Genomic DNA, 22,108 nt, shown 5'->3' with positions numbered 1-22,108 from the left:
CCCCCCTGCTCGAGATCTCCCAGGTCGGCTTCCTCGACGACGGAACGCCCTTCGAGTTCTCCGTCGCACGCAGCAACGGCATGCGCTCCGAACTGCGCGACGTGAACGTCATATAGGCAGCAGGCAGGGACAGGAGAAGGACATGAAGAAGCTGGCGGTTCTCGACGTAGGCGGCTCCGCGATCAAGTACTGCACCATATGCGGTACGGATATCGAGGGTAAGGGGCAGGTGCCCACTCCCGACGGGGAAAGCCACGACCCCGAGGCATTCCTCGAGACCATCGAGGGCATCCTTGAGCGCATGGGAGACGTCGAGGGTCTGGCCCTCTCCATGCCGGGAGAGATCGACGCACGCCGAAAGTACATCCGAACGGGCGGCGCACTGCTCTACAACTACGACGTCGACGTAACGGAGTGGGAGAAGCGCTTCAGACTCCCAGTTGAGATCGAGAATGACGCGCGCTGCTCGGCAATCGCTGAGTTCTCCCGCGGTAACCTCCAGGGCGTTAACTGCGGCGTGGTTCTTGCCTTTGGGACGGGCATCGGCGGCGGTGTGGTCATCGACGGCAAGGTCCTGCGGGGAGCGCACCTCTTTGCGGGGGAGGCCTCGAAGGTCCTCACCTCCTGGCCCGAGAGGGTCTGCGACCCCATTGCGAACGACCGTCTCTGGTCGTCCGCCTGCTCGACCAAATCCCTATGCGAGCGCGTCGCCCGGGCAAAGGGAATCGACGGCTGCGACGGACGGCAACTCTTCGGCTGGCTCGAGGACGGGGACGAGGTCGTCGCCGGCGTGTTCCATCGGGTGTGCGACGAGATTGCCCTTCAGATCCACAACATCCAGTGCTGGCTCGACCCCGAGCGCGTCTGCCTCGGCGGCGGCATCAGCCAGAACCCGCTCTTCGTGGAGGGCGTGAGGGACGCACACCGGCGCTTCAACGCCGCGTTCGACAACGCATTCCCCGAGACGGACATCGTGGCGTGCCGGTTCTTCAACGATGCCAACCTCATCGGCGCCTACGAGCACTTCCTCGCCATGGAGCAATCGCGCTGACATGCGCGCATTATAGAAATGCATAGCGTCAGGGGGTGCGGACGAAAAGTTGGACCATCGGGTCCGGACTGGAGGTCCGCATGTACTCTAAGGACGACGTCGAGCTCGCCCTCCTCGTCGTCAGGGAGGGCATGAGCAGGGGGGAGGCCGCCGAGCTGGCGGGCTGCGGCGAGGCCGCGGTGCGCAACTGGGCGGCCGGCAGGCTCCCTCCGTCCGCCCCTCGCCTAGAATCGGGGGCGTGGGGCGGACGGAGGGAGCGCGCATGTGCCCGAGGGGCGTCTACGACCCGCCGGCGACGGGGCCGCTCGCCGGCCTGGAGCCGGCGCAGATGGAGAACATCCTGCTCAGGGCGGTGTTGGCCGACCTAAAAGCGGTCGGCTGGGGGCCGGGTTCGATCTCGAGCAGGAGCAAGTGCGAGCTCGGCGAGAGATTGAGGCTGGCGACCGGCCTGCCCCTCCGCTCGATCACCGGTTTCTTGAGGATATCGAGGAGCTCCTATGAGTGCCGCCGGGCGCGCCTTCGAGGCCGCCGAACCTGCCGCGCGAGCGCGCGGAGGCGAGGAGGGCGGCGGGCGAGGGCTACGCGCCCGACCACGACTTCTCCGCGGCGGCGCCCGGCGTGCTGGCCGTGACTGACGTCACCGAGCTCGCCATGGACGGCTACAAGTGCTACCTGAATCCCGTGGTCGACTGCTTCGACGGGATGCCGGCGGCGTGGTCCCTGTCGCTCCACCCCGACTCGGCCCTCTGTTCGTCGTCCCTGCGCTCCTGCCTCGACTCGCTGTCGTCCGGGTCGGCGCCGACCGCGCACACCGACGGCGGCGGGCCCTACCGCTCCGCGGGCTGGAAGGAGCTGTGCTCGGAGCGCGGCGTGACGCGGTCGATGTCGCGGCCGGGGCGAAGCGCCGACAACGCCCCGGCCGAGGGCTTCTTCGGCACGTTCAGGACCGAGTTCCTCGAGCCGCTCGACCGGGCGGGCGTCGGCCTCGGGGAGCTGGAGGGGGCAATCGGGGACTACATGGAGTGGTACGGGGACGGAAGGCTCAAGCGCTTCGAGAAGCCCGGCGGAGGGCGTCGCTACGAGACGATCTCGGGGAGGCGCAGGCGGCTGGGGGTCTCGCTGTAGGATGTATACAAGAAAATGTCCGCCCCCCCAAGTCACGTTCTCGCAGCTGAAAGCGTAACTTTGAGTGAGCTAGCTCCGCTCAACTCATTGAAAGCCACGCTTCGAGCGACGAAAACGTGACTTTGCATGAGTTTTCGCACAGCACGCGCGCGGCTCAGCGGCCCTTGCGCGCCACGGCGACGCAGGCGGTCATCCCGACGCGGCGCCAGCTCATCTCGGCGAACCAGGCGCCCAGGATATCCCTGAGCTCCGCCTCCGAGTAGATGCGCACGTCCCCCTCGCGCGAGCGCGGCAGCCACGCGTTCATGACGGCGCGCGCCGGCGCCGGTTGCCAGGCGTCGCCTATCACGAGCGCGCCGCCGGGCGCGAGCACGCGCCACGCCTGGAACGCCGCGCGCTCGGGGTCCGGGTAGTGGTGGAACGAGTCGTTGCACCAGGCCGCGTCGAAGCCCGCGTCGTGGAAGGGCAGGCGCTCAGCGTCGCCGAGAAGGACCTCGGCGCGCCCGGCCAGGCGCACACGCGCGGCCCCTGCCATGCGCGGCGACAGGTCAACGCACGTGAGGGTAGAGCCGGCGCGCGTGCTCGCCCTCCATCCCAGCGTCGTAGGTCGCGGCCTGCGCGTCGAAGGCCGCCCGGGTGCGCGCCTTGAGCTGCTCGGCGTTCTTCTCGTCCATCGTGGTTCCCTTCTGTTGAGCAATGTTCAATACAATTGGCAGAACGAAGCCCCGGCAACAGCCGGGGCAAGGTCCCTAGCTTGGCGACCCTCCCGCCCGAAACTCGGCGACAAGCGCGCGGAGGTAGCGCCGCGCCGCCGCGAGGGCCGCCTCGTCCGGCATGCCCGGGCCGGAGGCCAGGCCCACGCAGCCGTAGACCATGATGGCGGCGAGCTCGTCGGCGTCCTTCGCGGCGGCCCCCCGCTCCGCGGCGTCCACCTCGAGCGCGCGGCGCAGGTGCGGGCGGACCGCCTCGCACATCGCGAGCGAGAGCCGGTCGTGGAGCGCCCCGTGCCCCGCCGCGTGGAAGAAGTCCGCGTACGGGTAGCCGTCGTGGCGCGCGCCCGTCGCGAGCGCGCGGTCGAGCCGCTCATCCAGCGAGGGGCCCCGCTCGTCCAGCACGGCGCAGACCCCCTCGGCGCAGCGGCGCGCGTAGTCCTCGATGGCCTCCGCGAACAGGCGCTCCTTGGAGTCGAAGTAGTGGTACGCGAGCCCCGGCGCCACGTGCGCGGCGCGCGCGACCGCGCGGACGGACACGTTGTCGTAGCCATCCTCGGCGAAGAGCCGCATGGCGCAGGCGAGCAACTCGCGCCTGCGCTCCTCGGGGTCCCTCACGGTCCTGGGCATGCGGCATCACCTCCTCGGAGCCATCGTAACTCAGTGTTGAACATTGGTCAATAATTGGAGGGCAATCGCCCGTCCCACACGCCATCGGGACCTGTCCCGTTTGAGCTGCTCGTTTGAACCCGTCCCTTTTTTGCAGCCGTTAGGGCTTCGTTAGAAATGGGCCGCACCATGGAGGACGTCCACAAAAAAACCGAACGAAGGGACGTCCATGGAATACCTGCTCGAGACGCGCGGGCTCACCAAGCGCTTTGGCCGCAGCGCCGAGGTGCAGACGGCAGTGGCCAACGTGGGCCTCCACCTGCGCGAGGGCGAGGTCTACGGCCTGCTCGGCCCCAACGGCGCGGGCAAGTCCACCACGCTCAAGATGATCTGCGGGATGCTCCGCCCCACCGAGGGGCAGATCATCTTCGACGGCCATCCATGGCGCCGCGAGGACCTCTACGCCATCGGATCGCTCATCGAGGAGGCTCCGCTCTACCCCAACCTCACCGCCCGAGAGAACCTCCGCGTCCGCACGACGCTTCTCGGCCTGCCCGAGCGCCGCATCGACGAGGCGCTCGAGGCCGCGGGCCTTACCGACACCGGGCGCAAGCGGGCGGGACGATTCTCGATGGGCATGCGGCAGCGCCTGGGGATAGCGCTCGCCCTTCTCGCCCGGCCGCGCCTTTTGGTGCTGGACGAGCCCACCAACGGCCTCGACCCCATCGGCATCGAGGAGCTGCGCGACCAGATCCGCGGATTTGCGGCGGCGGGCACGACGGTCCTCGTCTCCAGCCACATCCTCTCCGAGGTGCAGCAGATGGCGGACACCATCGGCATCATCTACCGGGGGCGCCTCGCCTACGAGGACGCGCTGCGCCCGGGGCAGGACCTCGAGGAGCTCTTCATGGGCGTCTGCCGAGAAGGACGGCGCGGGCGCGGGGAGGTGGCGGCATGAGCGGCACGAAGAGCGGCCTGATCGCGGGCCTACGCGCCGAGGCGCTGAAGTCGCGCCACGCGGCGCCCGTGCGCCTGGCCGTGCTCATGGCGCTGCCGATGCCGCTGCTCGGCGCGATGCCCTACCAGGGCGTGCAGTCCTTCAGCGCGTGGAACTACTGGTACGCGCTCTTTTTGCCCGTGGCGCTCTCGCTCGTGGTGGCGTGCGTCGCGCAGGCGGACGCGCGAACGCGGATGCGGGGCATGCTGGGCCTGGGCTTTCCGCTCGGGCGCGCCTGGTGGGCCAAGGCGCTCTGGTGCCTGGCACTCTGCGCGCTCTCGAACCTCGTGGTCTTTGGCATCTACCTCGCGGGGTCGACGTTCTCCGCGCAGGGCCTCACGGCGGCCGGCACGCTCACGATGCTCTGCTGCGCGCTCGTGAACACGATGACCGCGGCGTGGATGATCCCGGCGGGGCTCTGGGCCACGGCGCGGCTCGGCATGCTCGCGGGGATCTTCTGTCCGCTTGCCGTGCAGCTCGTGGGCGGGTTCGCCTGGTCGCTGGTGCCGCTGCCGCAGCTCTTCCCGCCATCGGCGAGCATGGTCATCCCCACGAGCTTCATCCCCGTGCTGCCGAGCGGCGAGCCGCTCGCGGCGGACATGGCGCTCGGCGGGGCGCTCGCGGCGGACGGCATGCTCACGCTGGCCGGCCTTGCGGTCTGTGCGCTCGCGTTCGTCGCGCTCACGACGGCGGGCGCGGCCTGGTTCGCGCACTCCGAGGAGAGGTGATCGGCATGGCACAATTCACCGAAGCGACGCCGCGCATGACGCTCCCGCGGACCCTGCGCTCCGAGGCCCTGCGCCTGGCGCGCTCCCCGCTCGTGGCGGTGCACCTCGTCTGCGGCCTGGCCGCCGGCCTTGCCTGCGGCGAGTACTTCTCCGTGGCCCGATGGGACCCGGCACTGGGCGCGGACGCCTACGCCCAGTTCCTCGGCGCCCTCATGCCGCTCATGTCCGCCATCGTCTGCGGGCTCGCCGTGGACGAGGAGCGCGCCGCCGGGCGCCTCGCCAGCCTCACGGCGGTCCCCTCGCGCGGCCGCGCCGTCCTCGCCAAGTGGCTCGCCCTTGCGGCGCTCGGCGCGGGCGCGCTGGCCGTGGCGCTCGGCGTGTTCGGGGCCGTGCTCGCCGCGGCCGGCCGCCTGCCACTCGGGCCCGCTCCGCTCGCGGCAGCCTGGGAGGGCACCGTGCTGGGCAGCCTGCCGATCTACGCGCTTGGGCTCGGCGTGGCCCTGCGCCTCGGCCGCAACGCCGCCATTGGCGCCGGCGCGGCAGGCACGCTCCTCGCGTTCTTCTCGGTGGGAGGGCTTGCGCACGGCCTCATGACGGGCGAGCTCACCGGCGCCCTGACGACGCCTCTGAGCTGGGTGCCGTTTGCCTGGCCCGCGCGCCTGGGGTCGCTCGGGGTGGAGGCCTTCATCGACGTCGCGCGCGCGGCGGGACCGCTCGCCGCGACCGCACTCGCTGACGCCGTGCTCACCCTCGCGGCCGTCGTCGTTCTTCTCGCCTGGTTCCGCCGCTTCGAGGACGGGAGGGCAGATGCGTAGGAAGCCCCTCGTCGCCGCCATGCTCGCCCTTCTTGCCGTAGCGCTCGTCCTGGGCGGGAATTCCCTGCTCGAGGCCGGCTGGGGACCGGCCCTGCGCTCCGTCGCCGACCGTGTTCTGCCTAACCCGGAGGTCACCATGTGGGCGCCCGCGCCCGTGCCCGGAAGCCACACGAGCTCCTACGCCGACGCCACGGGCGCCGGCACCAACTACGTCTACCTTGTGGACGCGGCAGACGCCGACGGCAACGTCCGCGAGCTCCAGCTCATCTTCTTTGGGCGGGAGTCGGACGGCAGGGGCTGGCTCGAAATCGAGGCGTGCGGCGGATCTGGGGTGCGCTACCGGGCGCATGACCGGACGGACGTGCCCCCCAAGGCCCTCGACGCGCTGGGATAGATTGGTCGTCAGCGCATACCCCGACATTTTGGCTCAAATCTGGCCCAAAATGTCGGGGTATGCGACGTCGGCCGAAGTACCCTCGTTACACCTTCGTTAGAATTGGGCGCCAGACTGGTCTTGGACGAGTGAGGGGACGGGAGATGGCACGCATTCTGGCGATTGACGACGAGCGGACGATCCTGGACGCCCTCGCGCGCGTCCTGTCGCGCGACGGCCACGAGGTCGTGCGCGTCGCGGATCCCACGCAGGTCCCGGGCATGGACCTCACCCGCTTTGACCTCGTGCTCTGCGACGTCATGATGCCAGGGCTCGACGGCTTCGAGCTCATGCGGCAGATCCGCCCGGCCTTTGACGGGCCCATCCTCTTCCTCACCGCGCGCGTGACCGAGGAGGACGCCGTCACCGGCTACGGCCTGGGGGCCGACGACTACGTCCGCAAGCCCTTCGGCGCCGCCGAGCTGCGCGCCAAGGTTGCCGCCCACCTGCGCCGCGAGCGCCGGCCGCACGCGCATGCGCTCGCCTTCGGCGACGTGCGGCTCGACCTCGGGGCGCGCGAGCTCTCCGTGGGCGGAGCACCCGTGCCGCTCTCCCCCACCGAGTACGCGATCTGCGAGCTTTTGGCCCGCCGCCCCGGGCAGGTCATGAGCCGCGCGCAGATTCGCGAGGCCGTGCTCGGCTGGGAGAGCGACGCCGACGAGACGGCCATTTCCATGCAGGTCAGCCGTGCGCGCAAGAAGCTCGCCGCAGCCGGCGCCGACCCAATAGCAACCGTCTGGGGAATGGGGTACAAGTGGCAGCTCTAGGGACCGTGCAAAAGGGACAGGCACCTTTGCACGGCGGCCTGCCGCTCTCCTTCGTCATCGCGCGCTACTTCGCCTACGCATTCGCGGCGGTTGCCCTGGCGTGGCTCCTCGCGTTCATGGCGATTTTCTCGGCAATCAATCTGGGATGGGTCTACCAGGCGAGCTGGGGGCCCGCCAACGTGCGCGAGGTCGCGGCGCGCCTGGCGGACAAGAAGGACCTCGGAGCTGCGGACATCCCCACGGCGTACCACTACCTCGTCGTGGACGAAGCCGGCGGAGCGCTGACGACGGACCTCGAGGGCACGCGGCTCGAGGACGCGACGACCGCCGCCCTCGCGGCGCTCGCCGCCGAGCCGGGCTCGGTGGAGATCGACGGCGGCGGCTCGGGCCTCACCTACGCCGCGTTTCCGCTCGCAAACGGCGGCGCCTGCGCCCTCGTCTCCGAGTACCTGCCGCAGTGGGTCGCGCGCGAGGCGGCCGAGACCCTCCCCAACCCGCAGAACCTCATGCTCGCCGCCGGCGCGGCAGGCAGCGCGCTCGCGCTCGCGCTCGTGGCGCGCCGGGCGAGCCGCGTGATCTCCCGCAAGATGGCCCCGCTCACGGAGGCGGCCGCGCGCATCGGGCACGAGGAGCTCGACTTCTCCGTGGGCCGCACCAACGTGCGCGAGATGAACGATGTCCTCGACGCGATGGACGCCATGCGCGCCTCCCTCGCCGCGTCGCTCGAGGCTCGCTGGCAGGCCGAGCGCAGGCAGCGCGAGCAGGTGGCCTCGCTCGCCCACGACCTCAAGACCCCGCTCACGGTCCTGCGCGCCAACGCCGACTTTGTGGCGGAGGAGCTGGAGGGCGAGAAGGACGCGGACCTCGCGGCCGCCGCTCGCGACATCTCGGACGGCGCGGAGCGGCTCGACGGCTACGTGCGCCTGCTCATCGAGGCGTCGCGCGGGTCGGACGCCTCGGCAAAGGCGCCCACGCGCCCCGCCGAGCTCTGCGAGCAGGTCGTTGCCGAGGCGGCCCCCGTCGCGCGGGCGCACGGCGTGGAGCTCGTCGCGAACGTCGACCCTGCCGTCGCGGGCGCGCCCGAGGTCCCGCTCGACCGCACGGCCCTGGCGCGCGCCGCCGCCAACCTCGTTGCCAACGCCGCCGAGCACGCGCGCTCGCGCGTGGCGCTTACGTGCTCGATTTCAAACGAAGCGCTGGTCATCGAGGTCTCCGACGACGGCCCGGGCTTCTCGCCCGCCGCGCTCGAGCACGGATGCGAGCGCCTCTTCACCGACGACGCCTCCCGCACCGAGCGCGACGGCGAGCGTCACTACGGCCTCGGCCTCTCTGCGGCGGCGGAGGCTGCCCGCGCCCACGGCGGCACCGTCTCGCTTGCCAACAGCCCCTCGGGCGGCGCGGTGGCAATCATCGCGATCCCCCTGAGCGGGTCCTGACGACTCACGCCCCCTTCCGCGCGACCGCGACGCAGGCGGTCAGGCCCACGCGGCGCCACGTGACCTCACTGAACCAGGTGCCGAGGATGCGGCGCAGCTCGGCCTCGGAGTAGATGCGGACGTCGCCCTCGCGCGAGCGCGGCATCCACGCGTTCATGATCGCGCGGGCGGGCGCCGGCTGCCACGCCTCGCCCACGACGAGCGCGCCGCCGGGCGCGAGCACGCGCCACACCTGAAAGGCCGCCCGCTCGGGGTCCGGATAGTGGTGGAAGGAGTCGTTGCACCAGGCGGCGTCGAACGAGCCGTCGCGGAAGGGCAGGCGCTCGGCGTCGCAGAGCAGGACGTCGGCCCGCCCGCCCAGGCGCGCCCTCGCGGCCTCGGCCATCCTCGGCGACAGGTCCACGCAGCTGAGGCGCGCGCCCGGAACCCCCTCGAGCACCAGCGCAGCGAGAGCGCCTGTGCCGCAGCCCAGGTCGAGCAGGCGCGGGGCGGGCCTCCCCGCCACGGCGCGCCTCACCTCCGCGAGCACGTGCGGGTAGAGCCGGCGCGCGTGCTCGCCTTGCATGCTCTCGTCGTAGGTCGGCGCCTGCGCGTCGAAGGCGGCACGGGAGCGGGAGCGCAGCAGCTCGGCATTCTTCTCTTCCATCTTGTTCCCTTCTGTTGAGCAATGTTCAATACAATCGGCCGAAAAGAGCCCCGGCCGCAGCCGGGGCGGGATCCCTAGTCCGTGGCACTCCCCTTGCGGAACTCGGCGAGAAGGACGCGCAGGTAGCGCCGGGCGGCCGTAACTGCCGCCTCATCCGGCATGCCTGGGCCCGAGGCGAGTCCCACACAGGCGTAGACCATGATCGCCGCGAGCTCGTCGGCGCCGGACGGCGGCGCGCCCCGCTCCGCCGCGTCCGCCTCGAGCGCCGCACGCAGGTGCGGCCGCACCGCCTCGCACATGGCGAGCGAGAGCCTGTCGTGCAGCGCGCCATGCCCCTCGGCGTGGAAGAACGCGGCGTAGGGGTAGCCCCCGTGCCGCGCGCCGGCGGCAAGCGCGAGCTCGAGCCTCTCGTCCAGCGTGAGGTCCCTTCCGTCCAGGACCTCGCAGACGCCCTCGGCACAGCGGCGGGCATAGTCCTCGATTGCCTCGGCGAACAGGCGCTCCTTGGAGTCGAAGTAGTGATAGGCGAGCCCCGGCGCCACGCCGGCCGCACGCGCCACGGCGCGGACGGACACGTTGTCGTAGCCCTCCTCGGCGAAGAGCCTCATGGCGCACGCCAAAAGCTCGCGCCGGCGCTCCTCGGGGTCCATCACGGTTCTGGGCATCGCTCGCCACCTCCTTCACCGGTATCGTAGCCCTATATTGAACATTGGTCAATTAATGGGTGTCAAGAAGGACAGCTTGCGGTGTGGGCCCTCTTCAATCTTGGCGCCCTAGCTGTGGAAAGGCTAGTTTACGTCGTTGCCCGCCATTCAAAGAGGCAGGGTTCACCGCTCCGCAAGGTCGCTGGCGGAAGAGAGCCCGCTAGTGTCCCTGGCGCTTCCGCTTCGCCTTCTCCTGCCTCTGTTTGAAGCGCTGGCGCCTCTCCTCTTCTCGACGCTCCTTGACGCGGGCACCGGACTCCTGCGCCAGAGCCTCGCGCCGCTCGGCGAGCGCGACCTGGGCCCTCGTCGAGGGACCGCGCTGCTTCAGCTCGCGGGCGGCCTGGCGCTGGCGGCGCTTCGGGTTTCTCGCCATCGCCCGCCCCTCGCAGGCGACGGCAGGGCCGAGGGGGAGCCTCGCCCACTCCCTGAGCACGAAGTCGAGAACCTCCTCGTTCGAGGGCTCGGCGCCAAAGACGACGCGGCACGAGCTCAGGGCGCCGTCCTCGACGCGCTCCACGATCCCCACCCAGAACTGGCCGTCGAAGCACACGACGAGGGTGGAGGACACGGCTGTCTTCCGCATGGCGAATTCCTCCTTTATGTAGAGAGCCACGCGGAGAAGGGACAACCAAGGAGGCAGGTTACTGACGGGCGGCGCCCGCACCCCGACTACCCGACGGGGTCGTGTTTTCATCTCCGATGCGCCGATTATATCGCGCGGCGGGCCGCCCGTGGGGACTGTCTTTTGGGCTGCCGCCCGGAGAGGCGCCGCGCGGGCGCCCCTCCAGGCGGGGGCTCCCCGCGGGAAGCCTCTCGCCCGGCCGCTACCGCTCGCGGACGAGCCTTCCGCGCTTGAGGCGGAGCACCCGGTCCGCACGGCGGGTGAGGTCGCGCGAGTGCGTGACCGCGACCACGCATCGCCCCTCCTCGTGGGCGGCCCGCACGAGCAGGCCCGCGATCTCCTCCGCGGTGTCCTCGTCGAGGCTGCCCGTGGGCTCGTCGCACAGCAGCGCCCGCGCGTCGCTGCCCAGCGCCCGGGCGATGGCCACGCGCTGCTGCTGGCCGCCCGAGAGCGCGAGCACGCTGCGCCGCGCGTCCTCGGCCGAGATCCCCACCTTCTCGAGGAGCGGCAGCGCGGGCAGGCGCGTGGCGAGCGCCACGTTCTCCGCCGGCGTCAGGTAGTCGACGAGGTTGTAGCCCTGGAACACGAAGGCGACGTTCTCGCGTCGGTGCCGGGCGAGCCCTCCCCGCCCGAGCGGCGCGCCGCCGGCCGCGACCTCGCCCGAGACGGACACGTCGAGACCGCCCAGGAGCGAGAGCAGCGTGGACTTGCCGCAGCCCGACGGGCCCACGATCGCGTACATCACCCCCTCCTCGAACGAGGCGCTGACGCCGTTCAGTATCTTGAGCCGCGGGCGCGAGGCGTAGGCGTAGGTCACGTCCCTCAGCTCGAGCGCGGGGGCGCCGCGCCTTAGGGTCTCCGGGTTCTTCTCCATGGTCTTCCTCCCTAGCTGAGCGTGGACAGGATCTCGCGGGGCCCCATGCGCCTGAGCGGCAGGGAGGCGAGAAGGACCGCGCCGGCAGAGACGGCGAGCCCCACGCCGAAGAGCGCCGCGACGGACCCCGGCCCCACCTCGACCTCGATGTCGGTGAACGAGGCGCCGTCGACCTCGAAGGTCGGCGCGAAGGGGTCGCCCGAGACGGTGGACACGCCGTCGGCGGTGCTGACCCCTCCGTCGCCGCCGCCCGTCTGGACGCTCTCGGACGCCGAGCCCAGGAGGGCGTCCCCCATCGTTTGCGCCGCGAGCGAGCTCGCCGGCACGGCGAGGGCGAAGGCGACCGCCGCGACGAGCAGGACCTCGCAGAGGTACTGCCCCACCACCGAGGCACGCGTGAGGCCGAGCGAGAGCAGCACGCCGCTCTCGTGCAGGCGGTCGCGCACGCGCCCGGAGAGCACGAGGTAGAGGACCACGGCGCCCACGGCCACCGACGCCGCCGCGAGCGCGGTCACGAGGCGGTCCATGTTCTCGAGCGGGGCGCTCACCGCGTCGACGTCGGAGGTGTCGGCCGAGACGAGGTAGCCCTTGCCCGCGAGGGCGTCGAGCCCCTCGACCTCACCGGTGATGCGCCCGAGCTCGGCAGGGTCGTCCACCTGGAAGGTCACGCGGTCGTAGCCCTGCTCGGCGGTGCCCTCGCGGGCGTGGTCGAGCGTCGAGATGGTGCCGAAGATGGCGTTGTCCATCGACCAGCTGGAAAGGTCGGCCTGGGACTTGGCCGTGGGCTCGAAGACGCCGGCGACGCGCACCCGCGTGCGGGTGTCCTCCACGTCGATGCCGGCCATCTGCGCGTGGACGGTCGCCCGGCGCACGCTGAACTCGTCGCCGACGGCAAGTCCGTTCTTCTCGGCGAACTCCCGGCTCACGAGCACGCCGTCGCCGGAGTCCTCGGTGATGGGCTCGCCCTCGACGAGCTTGAGGTAGCCGTTGGCGAAGTAGGAGTCGAAGGCGCTGTCGCTCACGGCGTAGAACTGCACCGTGCGCCCGAAGTCGTCGCCCGCAAAGGCCGCGGCGAGCGAGGAGTCGCCGTCGGCGCCCTCCACGAGCTCGAGGGCCGCGGAACCGTCCGTGGTCTCGGGGATGAGCACGTTGGAGACGCTGCCCGAGCCGCCGCGCACGCCGTCCACCCCCTCCACGACCTCGCGCACGAAGTCGGCCGTGAGCGGCTCGCCCTGGAAGGTTATCTGGGAGCCCGTGCCCACGCTCGAGCTGCCCCAGTTGGCCGCGTTGGAGGAGTCGGGCTCCACGGTGAACGTGCCGCCGAGCGCCTGCCGGACGTTCAGCTGCGCCGTCTGGGCGGCGCCGCGTATCGACCAGCTCGTGAGAGCGAGAACTGCCACCACGAAGAGCAAGGCGAGAAGGGTGAGGGTCTTGCCCCTCTTGCGCGCGAGGTAGAGCAGGGCGCGTCTGGGAAACGGCATGGTGCCACCTTTCCGTCGGGTTCGGCGGCCGCGGCCGCCCGTGCGATCCCGATGGTGGTGTGTGCCCGTTCGCGCGCGGTCCTCGTTTGGTTAGTCTTCCGTTCGCACGGGCGCGGAGAGGCCGGAGAGGTCCGCCTCGAAGACGAAGCTTCCGTCCTCGCAGGAGAGCGAGAGCGGCGCGCCCAGGCGAGCGAGGGCCCGCGCGGCGAGGTGGAGCCCCAGGCCGGACCCGCCGCCGTCGCGCGAGCGCGAGGCGTCCGCGCGGAAGAAGGGCTCTGCGAGCCGGGCCACGACCTCGGGCGGCAGCGGCTCGCAGCGGTTCTCCACGCGCAGGCGCCCGCCCCCGAGCGAGACGGTCGCGTGGGTGCCGGGCGTGGCGTGGCGCGCGGCGTTGGAGACGGCGTTGAAGACGGCCAGCTCGAGCTGCGCGCGCTCGGCCACCACCGGGCAGGCCGCGCCGGGGAGCAGCGCGAGCTCCACGCCGCGCGACGCGGCGAGCTCCCGCGACGCCGCCACCGCCGAGGCCGCGACCTCGCGGGCGTCGAGGGCCTCGGGGGCCGCCGCGGGGCCGGACTCGGCCCGCGCCGCCGCGAGCATCTCGCACACGAGAGCGTCCATGCGGTCGAGGGCCGCGAGCGCCCGGGGCAGGTGGGCGCCGTGGTCGGCGAAGTCGCCGATGCCGAGCATCATCCCCTCAACCTGCGCCCGCGCCGCGGCGAGCGGGGTCTTGAGCTCGTGGGACGCCGCCGCCAGGAAGTCGCGGCGCTCGCGCTCCCGGGCGGTGGCCTCCTCGGCCTCGGAGCGCAGGCGCTCGTTGGTGCCGCGGAGCTCGCCGATGGTGCGCTCGAGGCGCGCCGCCATGGCGTTGAGGCTGCGCGCGAGCACGCCCACCTCGTCCGCGCGGCGCTCGTCACAGGACCACGTCATGTCGAGGCGCGACAGGCGCTCGGAGACGTCCGCGATCTCGACGACGGGGCGCGCCACGAGGCGGGCGCAGACCCACGCGCCGGCGGCGGAGACCGCGAGGATGAGGGCCGCGGCGGCCGGGAATAGGCGCAGGAGCGCGTCGGCGATGATCCCGAGCGACCCCGAGGAGTCGGTGATGGTGACGAGCTCGCTCGAGCCGTCGGCGAGCTCGACGGCGACGGAGACGGTGTAGGCGGAGCCCTCCGGCGCCCCCTCCCCGGCGGACGCGGCGCCGGGCTCGCCGGAGAGCGTCACCGAAGCCCCGTTCTCCGCGGCGAAGCGCTCGACGATGCCCGCCGCCTCCCCGGCGTCGGCCCCGGAGAGCTCGGCGGCAAGCGCGGAGGCTGCCTCCTCGGCTCGGGCGGCGGAGAGGGCGCGGTAGCCGCCCGGCAGCGCGAGGGCCACGGCGACGTAGAGGGCGAGGCACCCGACGGCGAGAAGCGCCGCCGTGAGCAGGAACACCTTCGCGGAGAGGCTACGGGCGATCGCGCGGCACACGGTAGCCCACCCCCCTCACGGTCTCGACGACGTCGGCGCCGAGCTTGCGGCGGATGTTCATGACGTGGAGCTTCACCGCCGACTCGCCGGCGGTGGGGTCCGCGGGGTCGGCCTGCCCGCCGGCCGAGGCGAGCTCGGCGCGGGAGAGCACCCTGCCCGGGCGCGACATGAGGACGAGAAGGACGTCGAACTCGGTCCTGGTGAGCCCGACCGGCGCGCCGGCCCGCACGGCCTCGCGCGAGGCGGGGTCGAGGACAACGTCGCGCCAGGCGACGACGCCCGCCGCCCCGACGCGCCCCGGGGCGGACCTCCTCAGCAGCGCGCGCACCCGCTCGAGGACCACGGGCAGCGAGAAGGGCTTGGGGACGAAGTCGTCGGCGAGGAGTGAGAAGGCGCGGAGCTGGTCGTCCTCCCCGTCGAGGGCGGTGAGGACCATGACGGGGACGTTGGAGGAGGACCTGATCGCCTCGCAGAGCGTGAAGCCGTCGATTTTGGGCATCATCACGTCCAACATGACGAGGTCGAAGGGCGCCGCCCCGAGCGCCGCCTGGAACGCGCGGAGGCCCGCGAGCCCGTCCTTCTCGCCCCGCGCCTCGTAGCCCGCGTGCGCGAGCAGCTGCACGAGCGCGTCCAGCACGTCGGGCTCGTCCTCGACCACGAGCACCCTCTCTGCCATGGTCGCCACCCCTTTCTCATCCGACCCCGCTGGAACCATACCGCGCGGGCGTTAGCTTACGGTTAGCTTCCCAGCTGAGGGCCGTCCCGGAGTCGCGATTCAAAAAAGTCGGAAATTACCCTTGCACTGTGTATAGGTGAGTATATGCTGTAGCTATCGGGTATATACGGTATATACCCGACGGGGCGGCGCGAAGACGTCCGCCGCCGCCAAGGGGGACGCCCCGCGGCGGCAACCCCCCGAGGGGACGCCCGAGGGGCGAGCAGGAAGGATCGGAATTTGGACATCATCATCTCAAACTCGAGCGGCAAGCCCATCTACGAGCAAATCACGGACCAGATCAAGGCCGCGATCGTGACGGGCCAGCTCAAGGAGGGCGAGCAGCTCCCCAGCATCCGGGCGCTGGCCAACAGCCTTCGCGTGAGCGCGATCACCACCAAGCGCGCCTACGCGGACCTGGAGGCCACGGGGCTCATAGAGACCGTGCAGGGCAAGGGAAGCTTCGTCGCCGGCGGAAACGCCGAGCTCATCCGCGAGGAGCAGCTGCGTGAGGTCGAGGGGCTTCTCGCCCGCGCCGTGGAGCGCGGCCGGGCCTGCGGCCTCACGAACGAGGAGCTCACAGAGATGCTCGCCCTCGTACTGGAGTGACGTGGAAAAGTGACAGGCACTTTTCCACATGAGGAAAGGAACTCACATGAGCGGCAGTCTCATCGAGGCCCGCGGGCTCACCAAGCACTACGACGGCTTCTCGCTTGAGGGCGTTGACCTCACCGTAAACGAAGGCGAGGTCGTGGGGTTTGTCGGCCAGAACGGCGCGGGCAAGTCCACCACCATCAAGGCGCTTCTCGGCCTCTTCCCCGTGGACGGCGGCGAGGCGCAGGTGCTCGGCACCCCGAGCGCCGAGCTCTCCCGTCCCTCCGGCGCGGCCACCAAGGAGCAGGTCGGCGTGGTGTTTGACGCGATCTCGCTGCCGGAGCACCTGCACGTGGCGGACGTGGGCCGCATCTACGAGCGCGCCTTTGCCACCTGGGACGCGCACCGCTTCTCTCGCCTGACCGCGGAGCTCGGCCTGGACGCGCGCAAGACCGTCAAGGAGCTCTCGCGCGGCATGGGCATGAAGCTCAGCCTGGCCTGCGCGTTCTCGCACGACGCGCGGCTGCTCATCCTGGACGAGGCCACGGCGGGCCTGGACCCGATGGCGCGCGACGAGGTGCTCGACCGCCTGCGCGACTTCGTGGCCGAGCCGGGCCGCGCCGTCCTCATGAGCAGCCACATCACGAGCGACCTGGAGCGCATCGCGGACCGGATCGTGTGCATCGACAATGGACGCATCGTCTTTGACCTGCCCAAGGACGCCATCACCGACGAGATGGGCATCGCGCGCTGCCGCGTGGCGGACCTCGAGCGCGTGGCGGCGAGCGGCGTCATCCCGGAGCGCGACCTGCGCTACCTGCGGCACGACTACGGCATCGACCTGCTGGTCCCCGACCGCTTTGCCTTTGCAGAGAGCTTCCCGGAGGTTCCGGTGGACCGCATGACCATCGACGACTACCTGGCACTCACGCTGAAGGGCGGTGTCCGATAATGAAGCGCGCATACCTCATTGAGATGACGATCTTCCGCGACTACGCGAAGCAGCTCCTGGGCCTGGGGCTCATCGTGAGTCTGTGCATCGGAGTGGGCATGCAGACGCCGCTCGCGATGCCGGCGACCCTCACCGTCATGTTCTTCATGATGGGCGCGATGGGCCTGGCCGCCTACGACGAGCTCAACCACTGGGGGCTCTTCCGCCTCACGCTGCCGCTCTCCCGGCGCGACGTGGTGCTCGGCCGTTATGGCGCCATCGTGACGCTGGGACTCATGGGCATGGTCGTGGGCCTTGTGGGCGCACTTATCGCCATCGGCGCGGTGAGTGCGCTGGGGATCGGCGGCGAGATAGGAGAGGCGTTCACCTTTGACGAGAGCCTCACGGGACCGACGGCCTTCGTCACCAGCTTCTGCCTGCTCATGGGTGCCGTGGTGGCAAGCGTGGTGACGCCGCTCTACTTCCGCCTGGGCCAGACGCGCGCCACGCAGCTCCTGCCCACGGTGATCGTGCTGCTCTTCGTGGTGCCGGTGGCGCTGCTGGGCAACAGTGGGATGCTCGACGGCGCGATCCCGGGACTGGACCTGCTGTCCGACCTGCTCACCGCGCTGGAGACGCCGGCGGGCATGGTCTGCGGCGTGGCGGCGTGCGTGGCGCTGGCCGCGGCGGCGCTGGCGATCTCCGCCGCGGCCTCCCTGCGCCTCTACGAGAAGCGCGAGCTCTAGGGACGGGCGAGAAGGACCTGACGGGGCGTCGCACCCACCTGATGGGGCGGCGCCCCACTCATGACGTGATGATTTCACTTTTTTATCCCTAGGAGCGCGCATGCGACGGGATTTCTGTCCGCGCGCTCGGCAGGGCGCCGCTCCCGTGGCGCATCGTCCGGTACGCTCCCGTGGCGCATCCTCCGATACGCTCCCGTGGCGCATCCTCCGATACGCTTCCGTGGCGCATCCTCCGGTATTGGGTGGCATTTTTTATGCACGGGGCAAAGCCGGCACCTCTCTGGGGCCGCCGAGCCCACGTTTCCGCAGGTCGTTTCTCTTGGCGCGCGCAGGCGAGCGCCCGGCGGGCGGCAACACATAAAACATGCCACCCAATACCGGAGGAAAAGGCCGCCGGCCCCCTAGGCGCGCGACCCCGCGCGCTGGCGCCACAGGTGGTCAACGGGACCTGAGCCGTGCCCCAGGTCCAGCCCGGCAGAAAGCGCGCCCGTGAGGTAGTCCTTCGCGCGCGCCACCGCCTCGGGCAGCTCGCGGCCCTCCGCCAGGCCGCAGGCGATCGCGCTCGAGAGCGTGCAGCCCGTGCCGTGAGTGTTCGCGGTCTCCACGCGCGGGGCGCGCAGCCACGTCACGCGCGGCGCGCCCTCGTCCTCGACGGCCGACTCCACCAGCACGTCGCTGGCGTCCGCCACGCCGTGCCCGCCCTTCACGAGCACCGCGCAGCCCAGGCGCCCGGCCAGCGCGAGCGCGGCGAGCTCCTGCTCGTCCTCGTTCCGCACCGGCTCGCCGAGAAGCGCCGACGCCTCGGGGATGTTGGGCGTGATCACGCGGGCGAGCGGCAGCAGGCGCGCCACGAGCGCCGATGCCGCATCGTCTCCCATGAGGCGCGCACCCGAGGTGGCTACCATCACCGGGTCCACGACCACGTTCCTCGCGCCCCAGCGCTCGAGCCGCGCGGCTATGGCCTCGGCGATCGCTGCGGAGGGCACCATGCCCACCTTGACCGCGGCGGGCGGGATGTCCTCGAAGACCGCGTCGATCTGCTCGGCCACCATCTCGGGCGTAGCCTCCATGACGTCGCGCACGCCGCAGGTGTTCTGCGCCGTGAGCGCGGTGATCGCGGTCTCGGCAAAGAGCCCGTGCGCGGAGATGGTCTTGATGTCCGCCTGGATGCCCGCGCCGCCGCTCGAGTCCGAGCCGGCGATCGCAAGCACCGCGGGAACGCTCCAGCCTCCCATGCCCATGAGACCCCCTATCTCGATCCCACGGCGGCCTCGGCAAGACGGCGCAGCTCGCGCGTCGCCGCCTCGATATCCCCGGCGGCAAAGATCGCCGAGACCACCGCCGCCCCATCCGCGCCCGTGCCGGCGAGCGAGGGCAGCGTGCGCGTGCTCACGCCCCCGATGGCCGTCACCGGGATATCCACGGCGGCGCAGATGCGCGCGAGGCCCTCAGGGGACACGGCCACGGTGTCGGGCTTGGTGGACGTTCCAAACAGCGCCCCCACGCCCAGGTAGTCGGCGCCGGCCGCCTGCGCGGCGAGCGCCTCCCCCACCGTGTGGGCGGAGACCCCCACGATGGCGTCCGGCCCGAGCGCCTCGCGCGCGGCGGCGCACGCCGTGTCAGACTGCCCCACGTGCACGCCGTCCGCGCCGCTGCGCCGGGCCGCCTCCACGTCGTCGTCGATCACAAAGGGCACGCCCGCCGCGCGGCAGACGGGGATGATCTCCAGCGCCTCCGCCACGATCTGGTCCGTCGCGAGGTCCTTCTCGCGCAGCTGGACGAAGGTGGCGCCGCCGGCGATGGCCTCCCGCACGCAGTCGGCGAGCGTCCGGCCAGCGAGCCAGGACCGATCCGTCACCGCATAGAGCAGCATGCCGTGCCGGATGGCCTCAGGCGAGAAGGACCCGCGGACGACGGGGCCCACTTCCGTGTGATTGACGTCCATGAGGGGTGTCTCCTTTCCTAGGCGCACGCCATTGCGCCGGACATGCGGACGGCACCGGCGGCGCCGGCGGCGCGGACGGCAAGCTCGGTGGCGTCGGTGATGCCGCCGAGGGCGAGCACAGGCACGTGGGCCGCAGCGATGACCTGCTCGAGAAACGCGACCCCGCGGCCCGGGAGCGGCTTGCACGACGGCGCAAAGACGGGGCTCGCCACAAGGTAGTCGGCGCCGAGCCCCTCGGCAGCCGCCACCTCGGCCACCTCGTGCACGTTGGTGCCGACGAGGTCGAACCCCTCCGGGCGACCAGCGAGCGCAAGCGCGGGCAGCGGCAGATGCAGGCGCGACACGCCGAGCTCGCGGGCGGCGGGCACGTGGCCGTGGGCGACAAAGGCGACGCCCGCGCGCCCGCAGGCCGCCATGACCTCACGGGCGAGCGCGACGTACGCGCCGTCGTCCAGGTCCTTCTCGCGCATGATGAGCGCGTCGTAGGCACCGGCGACCCGCGCCACCTGCTCGGGCAGCGGCCGCGCGCAGCGGCGCCGGTCCGTCATGGCAACGCGCAGGAAGCCTCCATCAAAGAGCGATCCCATGGGCGCCCTCACACCAGAACGTGGTCGTTCATGACCGGCTCGAGCCCCATGTCGCGCATGGCGGCGCACATCTCGGCCAGGCTGCGGCCGTCGTCGATCTCAAACTGGTCGTCGCCCTCCTCGGCCTGGTGCGCGTGCTCGCCGATGCCCGTGGACACGCCGGCCGAGACCTTGGTGGCCGTGATCGTGGCCACGTGGTCGCGGAAGCGCGCCGACTCGCGCGACGAGACCGTGACGCCGGCGAAGGGCATGAACAGGCGGTAGGCGCAGATAACCTGCAGGAGCTGCGCCTCGCTCACGTGCGGCCCGTTAGGCGTGACGGCGCCCGCGGCGGGACGCAGGCGCGGGCACGAGAAGGAGATCTCCGCGTGCGGGTAGGCCCGGCTCACGTAGTAGGCGTGCAGCGCGCAGGCGAGCGCGTCACGGCGAAACTCCGAGAGGCCAAGCAGCGGCGCGAAAGCCACGCCGCGCATGCCGCCCCTGAGCGCGCGCTCCTGCGCCTCGAAGCGGTAGGGCATGATGCGCTTGCGGCCGCGCAGGTGGAGCTTGGCGTAGCGCACCGGGTCATAGGTCTCCTGGAACACGGTCACGAAGTCCGCGCCGGCCTCGTGCAGGCGCGCGTAGTCGGCCACGTTGGCGGGGTACACCTCGACGCCAACATTCCTGAAGCGCGCGGCCGCGAGCTCGCAGGCGCGTGCGATGTAGTCCACGTCCGACGTCACCGGGTCCTCGCCGGTGAGCAGCAGGATCTCCTCCTGGCCCGTGGCGGCGATGGCGTCGAGCTCGGCGATGGTCTGCCCCTCGTCCAGGCGGGCGCGACGGATGCCGCTCTCGCAGTTGAAGCCGCAGTACACGCAGCGGTTCTCGCAGTAGTTTGCCAAGTAGAGCGGCGTGAAGAACTGGATGTTTGTGCCAAACCAGCGCACGCGCTCGGCCCGGGCCCGCTCGGCCATCTCCTCGAGGAAGGGCTCGGCCGCGGGCGACACGAGCACGCCGAAGTCGGCGGGCTCCACCACGTCGGCGTCGAGCACGCGGCGCACGTCGGCGGCGGTCACGGCGTCGGGGTCGTAGGCCTCCACGGCGTCGAGCACGCGGTCGAACATGCCGTTGTCCAGGACGTCCATGTCGGGCAGGAAGGTCATGGTGTCCAGGCCGTAGTCGGTGTGGATGGCGTGCGCCATGTCCTTCTCGTCCATGGAGACGATGCGCCGGCAGCGCTTGCCCACGGGTACGGTCTCAGGCCCCACTACCTGCACGTTCTTCTCGTCCGCGCTCATCTGGCCTCCTCCCCCAGAAATCCGGTGAGCGGGCTCGAGGCCTCGCCCGCGCCGTCGAGCACGCGACCGGGACCCGCAAGGAACGCCGCGCGACCGGCCCGCACCGCGTCGCCAAAGGCGCGCGCCATGAGCGGGATGTTGCCGGCGGTGGCCACGGCCGTGTTGGCCATGACGGCAGCCGCGCCCATCTCCATGGCCTCGCACGCCTGCGACGGGCGCCCGATGCCCGCGTCCACGATCACCGGCAGGTCAATCTCCTCTATGAGGATGCGGATGAAGTCCCGCGTCACCAAGCCGCGGTTGGAGCCGATGGGCGCGCCGAGAGGCATGACGGCGGCCGCGCCCGCGCTCACCAGGTCGCGCGCGACGTTGAGGTCGGGGTACATGTACGGCAGCACCGTGAAGCCCTCGCTCGCCAGCATGTCGGTGGCGCGGATGGTCTCTGCGTTGTCGGGCAGGAGGTAGCGCGCGTCGCGGATGACCTCGACCTTGACGAAGTCGCCGCAGCCGAGCTCACGCGCGAGGCGGGCGATGCGCACGGCCTCCTCGGCCGTGCGGGCGCCCGAGGTGTTGGGCAGAAGCGTCACGCCCTCGGGCACGGCATCGAGGATGCTCCCCTCCTGATTGGTGTTGGCGCGGCGAACAGCAAGGGTCACGATCTGCGCGCCCGCGTCCTCCACGGCCGCCCTGACCACGTCGAGCCTGAACTTACCCGACCCCAGGATGAAGCGCGACGCAAACTCCTTGCCGCCGAGGGTCCAGGTGTCCGCGCTGGGCGCGACGGCGCCCGATGCGATGTGCTCTGTCATGGTGCTTCCTTTCGTTGATGGGCGTCGCGGGCGCTGGGCCCC

Annotated in this window: 26 protein-coding genes; 11 read left to right on the top strand and 15 right to left on the bottom strand. The window is 71.3% G+C overall.

Annotated elements, in window-relative coordinates:
• Positions 1 to 142 precede the first annotated feature (142 nt).
• On the top strand, positions 143 to 1,051 hold the full coding sequence (locus B5F84_RS04360; protein WP_087321247.1) for an ROK family protein: 909 nt from the start codon (positions 143 to 145) through the stop codon (positions 1,049 to 1,051).
• A gap of 501 nt (positions 1,052 to 1,552) precedes the next feature.
• The gene (locus B5F84_RS04350; protein WP_087321243.1) at positions 1,553 to 2,176 is read left to right on the top strand and encodes a DDE-type integrase/transposase/recombinase; all 624 of its coding nucleotides are present in this window, start codon (positions 1,553 to 1,555) and stop codon (positions 2,174 to 2,176) included.
• 154 nt (positions 2,177 to 2,330) lie between these two features.
• On the opposite strand, the gene B5F84_RS04345 is transcribed toward B5F84_RS04350, so the two are convergent.
• From B5F84_RS04345 to B5F84_RS04340, 3 genes are all read right to left on the bottom strand, one after another.
• Positions 2,331 to 2,711 (bottom strand): class I SAM-dependent methyltransferase, encoded by a 381-nt coding sequence (locus tag B5F84_RS04345; RefSeq protein ID WP_087321241.1) that lies wholly within the window; start codon positions 2,709 to 2,711, stop codon positions 2,331 to 2,333.
• A gap of 13 nt (positions 2,712 to 2,724) precedes the next feature.
• On the bottom strand, positions 2,725 to 2,850 hold the full coding sequence (locus B5F84_RS09735) for a hypothetical protein (protein WP_255375232.1): 126 nt from the start codon (positions 2,848 to 2,850) through the stop codon (positions 2,725 to 2,727).
• A 75-nt stretch (positions 2,851 to 2,925) separates the two neighbouring features.
• Positions 2,926 to 3,516 (bottom strand): TetR/AcrR family transcriptional regulator, encoded by a 591-nt coding sequence (locus B5F84_RS04340; RefSeq protein ID WP_087321239.1) that lies wholly within the window; start codon positions 3,514 to 3,516, stop codon positions 2,926 to 2,928.
• A gap of 208 nt (positions 3,517 to 3,724) precedes the next feature.
• On the opposite strand from B5F84_RS04340, the gene B5F84_RS04335 reads away from it, so the two are divergent.
• The 6 genes from B5F84_RS04335 (at position 3,725) to B5F84_RS04310 (ending at position 8,671) form a co-directional block, all read left to right on the top strand.
• Complete coding sequence (locus B5F84_RS04335; RefSeq protein WP_087321237.1) at positions 3,725 to 4,453, top strand: lantibiotic protection ABC transporter ATP-binding protein; 729 nt, start codon at positions 3,725 to 3,727, stop codon at positions 4,451 to 4,453.
• On the top strand, positions 4,450 to 5,220 hold the full coding sequence (locus B5F84_RS04330) for a hypothetical protein (protein ID WP_087321235.1): 771 nt from the start codon (positions 4,450 to 4,452) through the stop codon (positions 5,218 to 5,220). The genes B5F84_RS04335 and B5F84_RS04330 overlap by 4 nt, the downstream gene beginning before the upstream one ends.
• A gap of 5 nt (positions 5,221 to 5,225) precedes the next feature.
• Positions 5,226 to 6,035 carry a hypothetical protein gene (locus tag B5F84_RS04325; protein WP_087321233.1) on the top strand — a complete coding sequence of 270 codons (810 nt, stop codon included), beginning with the start codon at positions 5,226 to 5,228 and terminating at the stop codon, positions 6,033 to 6,035.
• Positions 6,028 to 6,429, top strand: coding sequence for a hypothetical protein (locus tag B5F84_RS04320; RefSeq protein WP_087321231.1), 402 nt, complete (start codon positions 6,028 to 6,030; stop codon positions 6,427 to 6,429). Before B5F84_RS04325 ends, B5F84_RS04320 begins: the two co-directional genes overlap by 8 nt.
• 143 nt (positions 6,430 to 6,572) lie before the next feature.
• Positions 6,573 to 7,235 (top strand): response regulator transcription factor, encoded by a 663-nt coding sequence (locus B5F84_RS04315; RefSeq protein ID WP_087321229.1) that lies wholly within the window; start codon positions 6,573 to 6,575, stop codon positions 7,233 to 7,235.
• A gap of 5 nt (positions 7,236 to 7,240) precedes the next feature.
• On the top strand, positions 7,241 to 8,671 hold the full coding sequence (locus B5F84_RS04310) for a HAMP domain-containing sensor histidine kinase (RefSeq protein ID WP_158094489.1): 1,431 nt from the start codon (positions 7,241 to 7,243) through the stop codon (positions 8,669 to 8,671).
• 4 nt (positions 8,672 to 8,675) lie between these two features.
• On the opposite strand, the gene B5F84_RS04305 is transcribed toward B5F84_RS04310, so the two are convergent.
• The 7 genes from B5F84_RS04305 to B5F84_RS04275 all read right to left on the bottom strand — a co-directional run bounded on the left by B5F84_RS04305 (position 8,676) and on the right by B5F84_RS04275 (position 15,138).
• Positions 8,676 to 9,317 carry a class I SAM-dependent methyltransferase gene (locus B5F84_RS04305; protein WP_087321225.1) on the bottom strand — a complete coding sequence of 214 codons (642 nt, stop codon included), beginning with the start codon at positions 9,315 to 9,317 and terminating at the stop codon, positions 8,676 to 8,678.
• Between the two features lie 74 nt (positions 9,318 to 9,391).
• A complete protein-coding gene (locus B5F84_RS04300; RefSeq protein WP_087321223.1) occupies positions 9,392 to 9,982 on the bottom strand; it encodes a TetR/AcrR family transcriptional regulator in 591 nt (196 codons plus the stop codon).
• 199 nt (positions 9,983 to 10,181) lie between these two features.
• On the bottom strand, positions 10,182 to 10,604 hold the full coding sequence (locus B5F84_RS04295; protein ID WP_087321221.1) for a YjdF family protein: 423 nt from the start codon (positions 10,602 to 10,604) through the stop codon (positions 10,182 to 10,184).
• A 241-nt stretch (positions 10,605 to 10,845) separates the two neighbouring features.
• On the bottom strand, positions 10,846 to 11,517 hold the full coding sequence (locus tag B5F84_RS04290) for an ATP-binding cassette domain-containing protein (RefSeq protein ID WP_087321219.1): 672 nt from the start codon (positions 11,515 to 11,517) through the stop codon (positions 10,846 to 10,848).
• Between the two features lie 11 nt (positions 11,518 to 11,528).
• Positions 11,529 to 12,998, bottom strand: coding sequence for an FtsX-like permease family protein (locus B5F84_RS04285; RefSeq protein ID WP_087321217.1), 1,470 nt, complete (start codon positions 12,996 to 12,998; stop codon positions 11,529 to 11,531).
• A 90-nt stretch (positions 12,999 to 13,088) separates the two neighbouring features.
• A complete protein-coding gene (locus B5F84_RS04280; RefSeq protein WP_087321215.1) occupies positions 13,089 to 14,462 on the bottom strand; it encodes a HAMP domain-containing sensor histidine kinase in 1,374 nt (457 codons plus the stop codon).
• Positions 14,440 to 15,138 carry a response regulator transcription factor gene (locus B5F84_RS04275; RefSeq protein WP_158094488.1) on the bottom strand — a complete coding sequence of 233 codons (699 nt, stop codon included), beginning with the start codon at positions 15,136 to 15,138 and terminating at the stop codon, positions 14,440 to 14,442. The genes B5F84_RS04280 and B5F84_RS04275 overlap by 23 nt, the downstream gene beginning before the upstream one ends.
• Positions 15,139 to 15,417: 279 nt before the next feature.
• Here B5F84_RS04275 and B5F84_RS04270 point away from each other — a divergent pair, with 279 nt between their 5' ends.
• The 3 genes from B5F84_RS04270 to B5F84_RS04260 are packed head-to-tail and all read left to right on the top strand — an operon-like array spanning position 15,418 to position 17,448.
• Positions 15,418 to 15,786 carry a GntR family transcriptional regulator gene (locus tag B5F84_RS04270; RefSeq protein WP_087321209.1) on the top strand — a complete coding sequence of 123 codons (369 nt, stop codon included), beginning with the start codon at positions 15,418 to 15,420 and terminating at the stop codon, positions 15,784 to 15,786.
• A gap of 46 nt (positions 15,787 to 15,832) precedes the next feature.
• The gene (locus B5F84_RS04265) at positions 15,833 to 16,723 is read left to right on the top strand and encodes an ABC transporter ATP-binding protein (protein ID WP_087321206.1); all 891 of its coding nucleotides are present in this window, start codon (positions 15,833 to 15,835) and stop codon (positions 16,721 to 16,723) included.
• Positions 16,723 to 17,448 carry an ABC-2 transporter permease gene (locus tag B5F84_RS04260; RefSeq protein WP_087321204.1) on the top strand — a complete coding sequence of 242 codons (726 nt, stop codon included), beginning with the start codon at positions 16,723 to 16,725 and terminating at the stop codon, positions 17,446 to 17,448. Before B5F84_RS04265 ends, B5F84_RS04260 begins: the two co-directional genes overlap by 1 nt.
• A 401-nt stretch (positions 17,449 to 17,849) precedes the next feature.
• Here B5F84_RS04260 and thiD read toward each other — a convergent pair whose 3' ends face one another.
• From thiD to B5F84_RS04235, 5 genes are read right to left on the bottom strand one after another with little or no spacing between them, the layout of a single operon-like run.
• A complete protein-coding gene (gene thiD / locus B5F84_RS04255; RefSeq protein WP_239378245.1) occupies positions 17,850 to 18,689 on the bottom strand; it encodes a bifunctional hydroxymethylpyrimidine kinase/phosphomethylpyrimidine kinase in 840 nt (279 codons plus the stop codon).
• 8 nt (positions 18,690 to 18,697) lie between these two features.
• Positions 18,698 to 19,393 (bottom strand): thiamine phosphate synthase, encoded by a 696-nt coding sequence (gene thiE, locus B5F84_RS04250; protein WP_087321202.1) that lies wholly within the window; start codon positions 19,391 to 19,393, stop codon positions 18,698 to 18,700.
• 17 nt (positions 19,394 to 19,410) lie between these two features.
• On the bottom strand, positions 19,411 to 19,980 hold the full coding sequence (locus B5F84_RS04245; protein WP_087321200.1) for a thiamine phosphate synthase: 570 nt from the start codon (positions 19,978 to 19,980) through the stop codon (positions 19,411 to 19,413).
• A gap of 8 nt (positions 19,981 to 19,988) precedes the next feature.
• Positions 19,989 to 21,257 (bottom strand): 2-iminoacetate synthase ThiH, encoded by a 1,269-nt coding sequence (thiH, locus tag B5F84_RS04240; protein ID WP_087226093.1) that lies wholly within the window; start codon positions 21,255 to 21,257, stop codon positions 19,989 to 19,991.
• Entirely contained in the window at positions 21,254 to 22,066 is an 813-nt protein-coding gene (locus tag B5F84_RS04235) for a thiazole synthase (protein WP_087321198.1), read from the bottom strand. The genes thiH and B5F84_RS04235 overlap by 4 nt, the downstream gene beginning before the upstream one ends.
• Positions 22,067 to 22,108: the final 42 nt, after the last annotated feature.

This window comes from Olsenella sp. An290, assembly GCF_002159535.1.
Classification (GTDB): Bacteria; Actinomycetota; Coriobacteriia; order Coriobacteriales; family Atopobiaceae; genus Thermophilibacter.
This window is presented reverse-complemented; position numbering and strand designations above follow the sequence as displayed.

Coding starts and splice junctions, on each gene's coding strand:
- B5F84_RS04360 (WP_087321247.1), top strand. CDS start 143: ATGAAGAAGCTGGCGGTTCTCGACGTAGGCGGCTCCGCGATCAAGTAC.
- B5F84_RS04345 (WP_087321241.1), bottom strand. CDS start 2,711: ATGGCAGGGGCCGCGCGTGTGCGCCTGGCCGGGCGCGCCGAGGTCCTT.
- B5F84_RS09735 (WP_255375232.1), bottom strand. CDS start 2,850: ATGGACGAGAAGAACGCCGAGCAGCTCAAGGCGCGCACCCGGGCGGCC.
- B5F84_RS04340 (WP_087321239.1), bottom strand. CDS start 3,516: ATGCCCAGGACCGTGAGGGACCCCGAGGAGCGCAGGCGCGAGTTGCTC.
- B5F84_RS04335 (WP_087321237.1), top strand. CDS start 3,725: ATGGAATACCTGCTCGAGACGCGCGGGCTCACCAAGCGCTTTGGCCGC.
- B5F84_RS04330 (WP_087321235.1), top strand. CDS start 4,450: ATGAGCGGCACGAAGAGCGGCCTGATCGCGGGCCTACGCGCCGAGGCG.
- B5F84_RS04325 (WP_087321233.1), top strand. CDS start 5,226: ATGGCACAATTCACCGAAGCGACGCCGCGCATGACGCTCCCGCGGACC.
- B5F84_RS04320 (WP_087321231.1), top strand. CDS start 6,028: ATGCGTAGGAAGCCCCTCGTCGCCGCCATGCTCGCCCTTCTTGCCGTA.
- B5F84_RS04315 (WP_087321229.1), top strand. CDS start 6,573: ATGGCACGCATTCTGGCGATTGACGACGAGCGGACGATCCTGGACGCC.
- B5F84_RS04305 (WP_087321225.1), bottom strand. CDS start 9,317: ATGGAAGAGAAGAATGCCGAGCTGCTGCGCTCCCGCTCCCGTGCCGCC.
- B5F84_RS04300 (WP_087321223.1), bottom strand. CDS start 9,982: ATGCCCAGAACCGTGATGGACCCCGAGGAGCGCCGGCGCGAGCTTTTG.
- B5F84_RS04295 (WP_087321221.1), bottom strand. CDS start 10,604: ATGCGGAAGACAGCCGTGTCCTCCACCCTCGTCGTGTGCTTCGACGGC.
- B5F84_RS04290 (WP_087321219.1), bottom strand. CDS start 11,517: ATGGAGAAGAACCCGGAGACCCTAAGGCGCGGCGCCCCCGCGCTCGAG.
- B5F84_RS04285 (WP_087321217.1), bottom strand. CDS start 12,998: ATGCCGTTTCCCAGACGCGCCCTGCTCTACCTCGCGCGCAAGAGGGGC.
- B5F84_RS04275 (WP_158094488.1), bottom strand. CDS start 15,138: ATGGCAGAGAGGGTGCTCGTGGTCGAGGACGAGCCCGACGTGCTGGAC.
- B5F84_RS04265 (WP_087321206.1), top strand. CDS start 15,833: ATGAGCGGCAGTCTCATCGAGGCCCGCGGGCTCACCAAGCACTACGAC.
- B5F84_RS04260 (WP_087321204.1), top strand. CDS start 16,723: ATGAAGCGCGCATACCTCATTGAGATGACGATCTTCCGCGACTACGCG.
- thiD (WP_239378245.1), bottom strand. CDS start 18,689: ATGGGCATGGGAGGCTGGAGCGTTCCCGCGGTGCTTGCGATCGCCGGC.
- thiE (WP_087321202.1), bottom strand. CDS start 19,393: ATGGACGTCAATCACACGGAAGTGGGCCCCGTCGTCCGCGGGTCCTTC.
- B5F84_RS04245 (WP_087321200.1), bottom strand. CDS start 19,980: ATGGGATCGCTCTTTGATGGAGGCTTCCTGCGCGTTGCCATGACGGAC.
- thiH (WP_087226093.1), bottom strand. CDS start 21,257: ATGAGCGCGGACGAGAAGAACGTGCAGGTAGTGGGGCCTGAGACCGTA.
- B5F84_RS04235 (WP_087321198.1), bottom strand. CDS start 22,066: ATGACAGAGCACATCGCATCGGGCGCCGTCGCGCCCAGCGCGGACACC.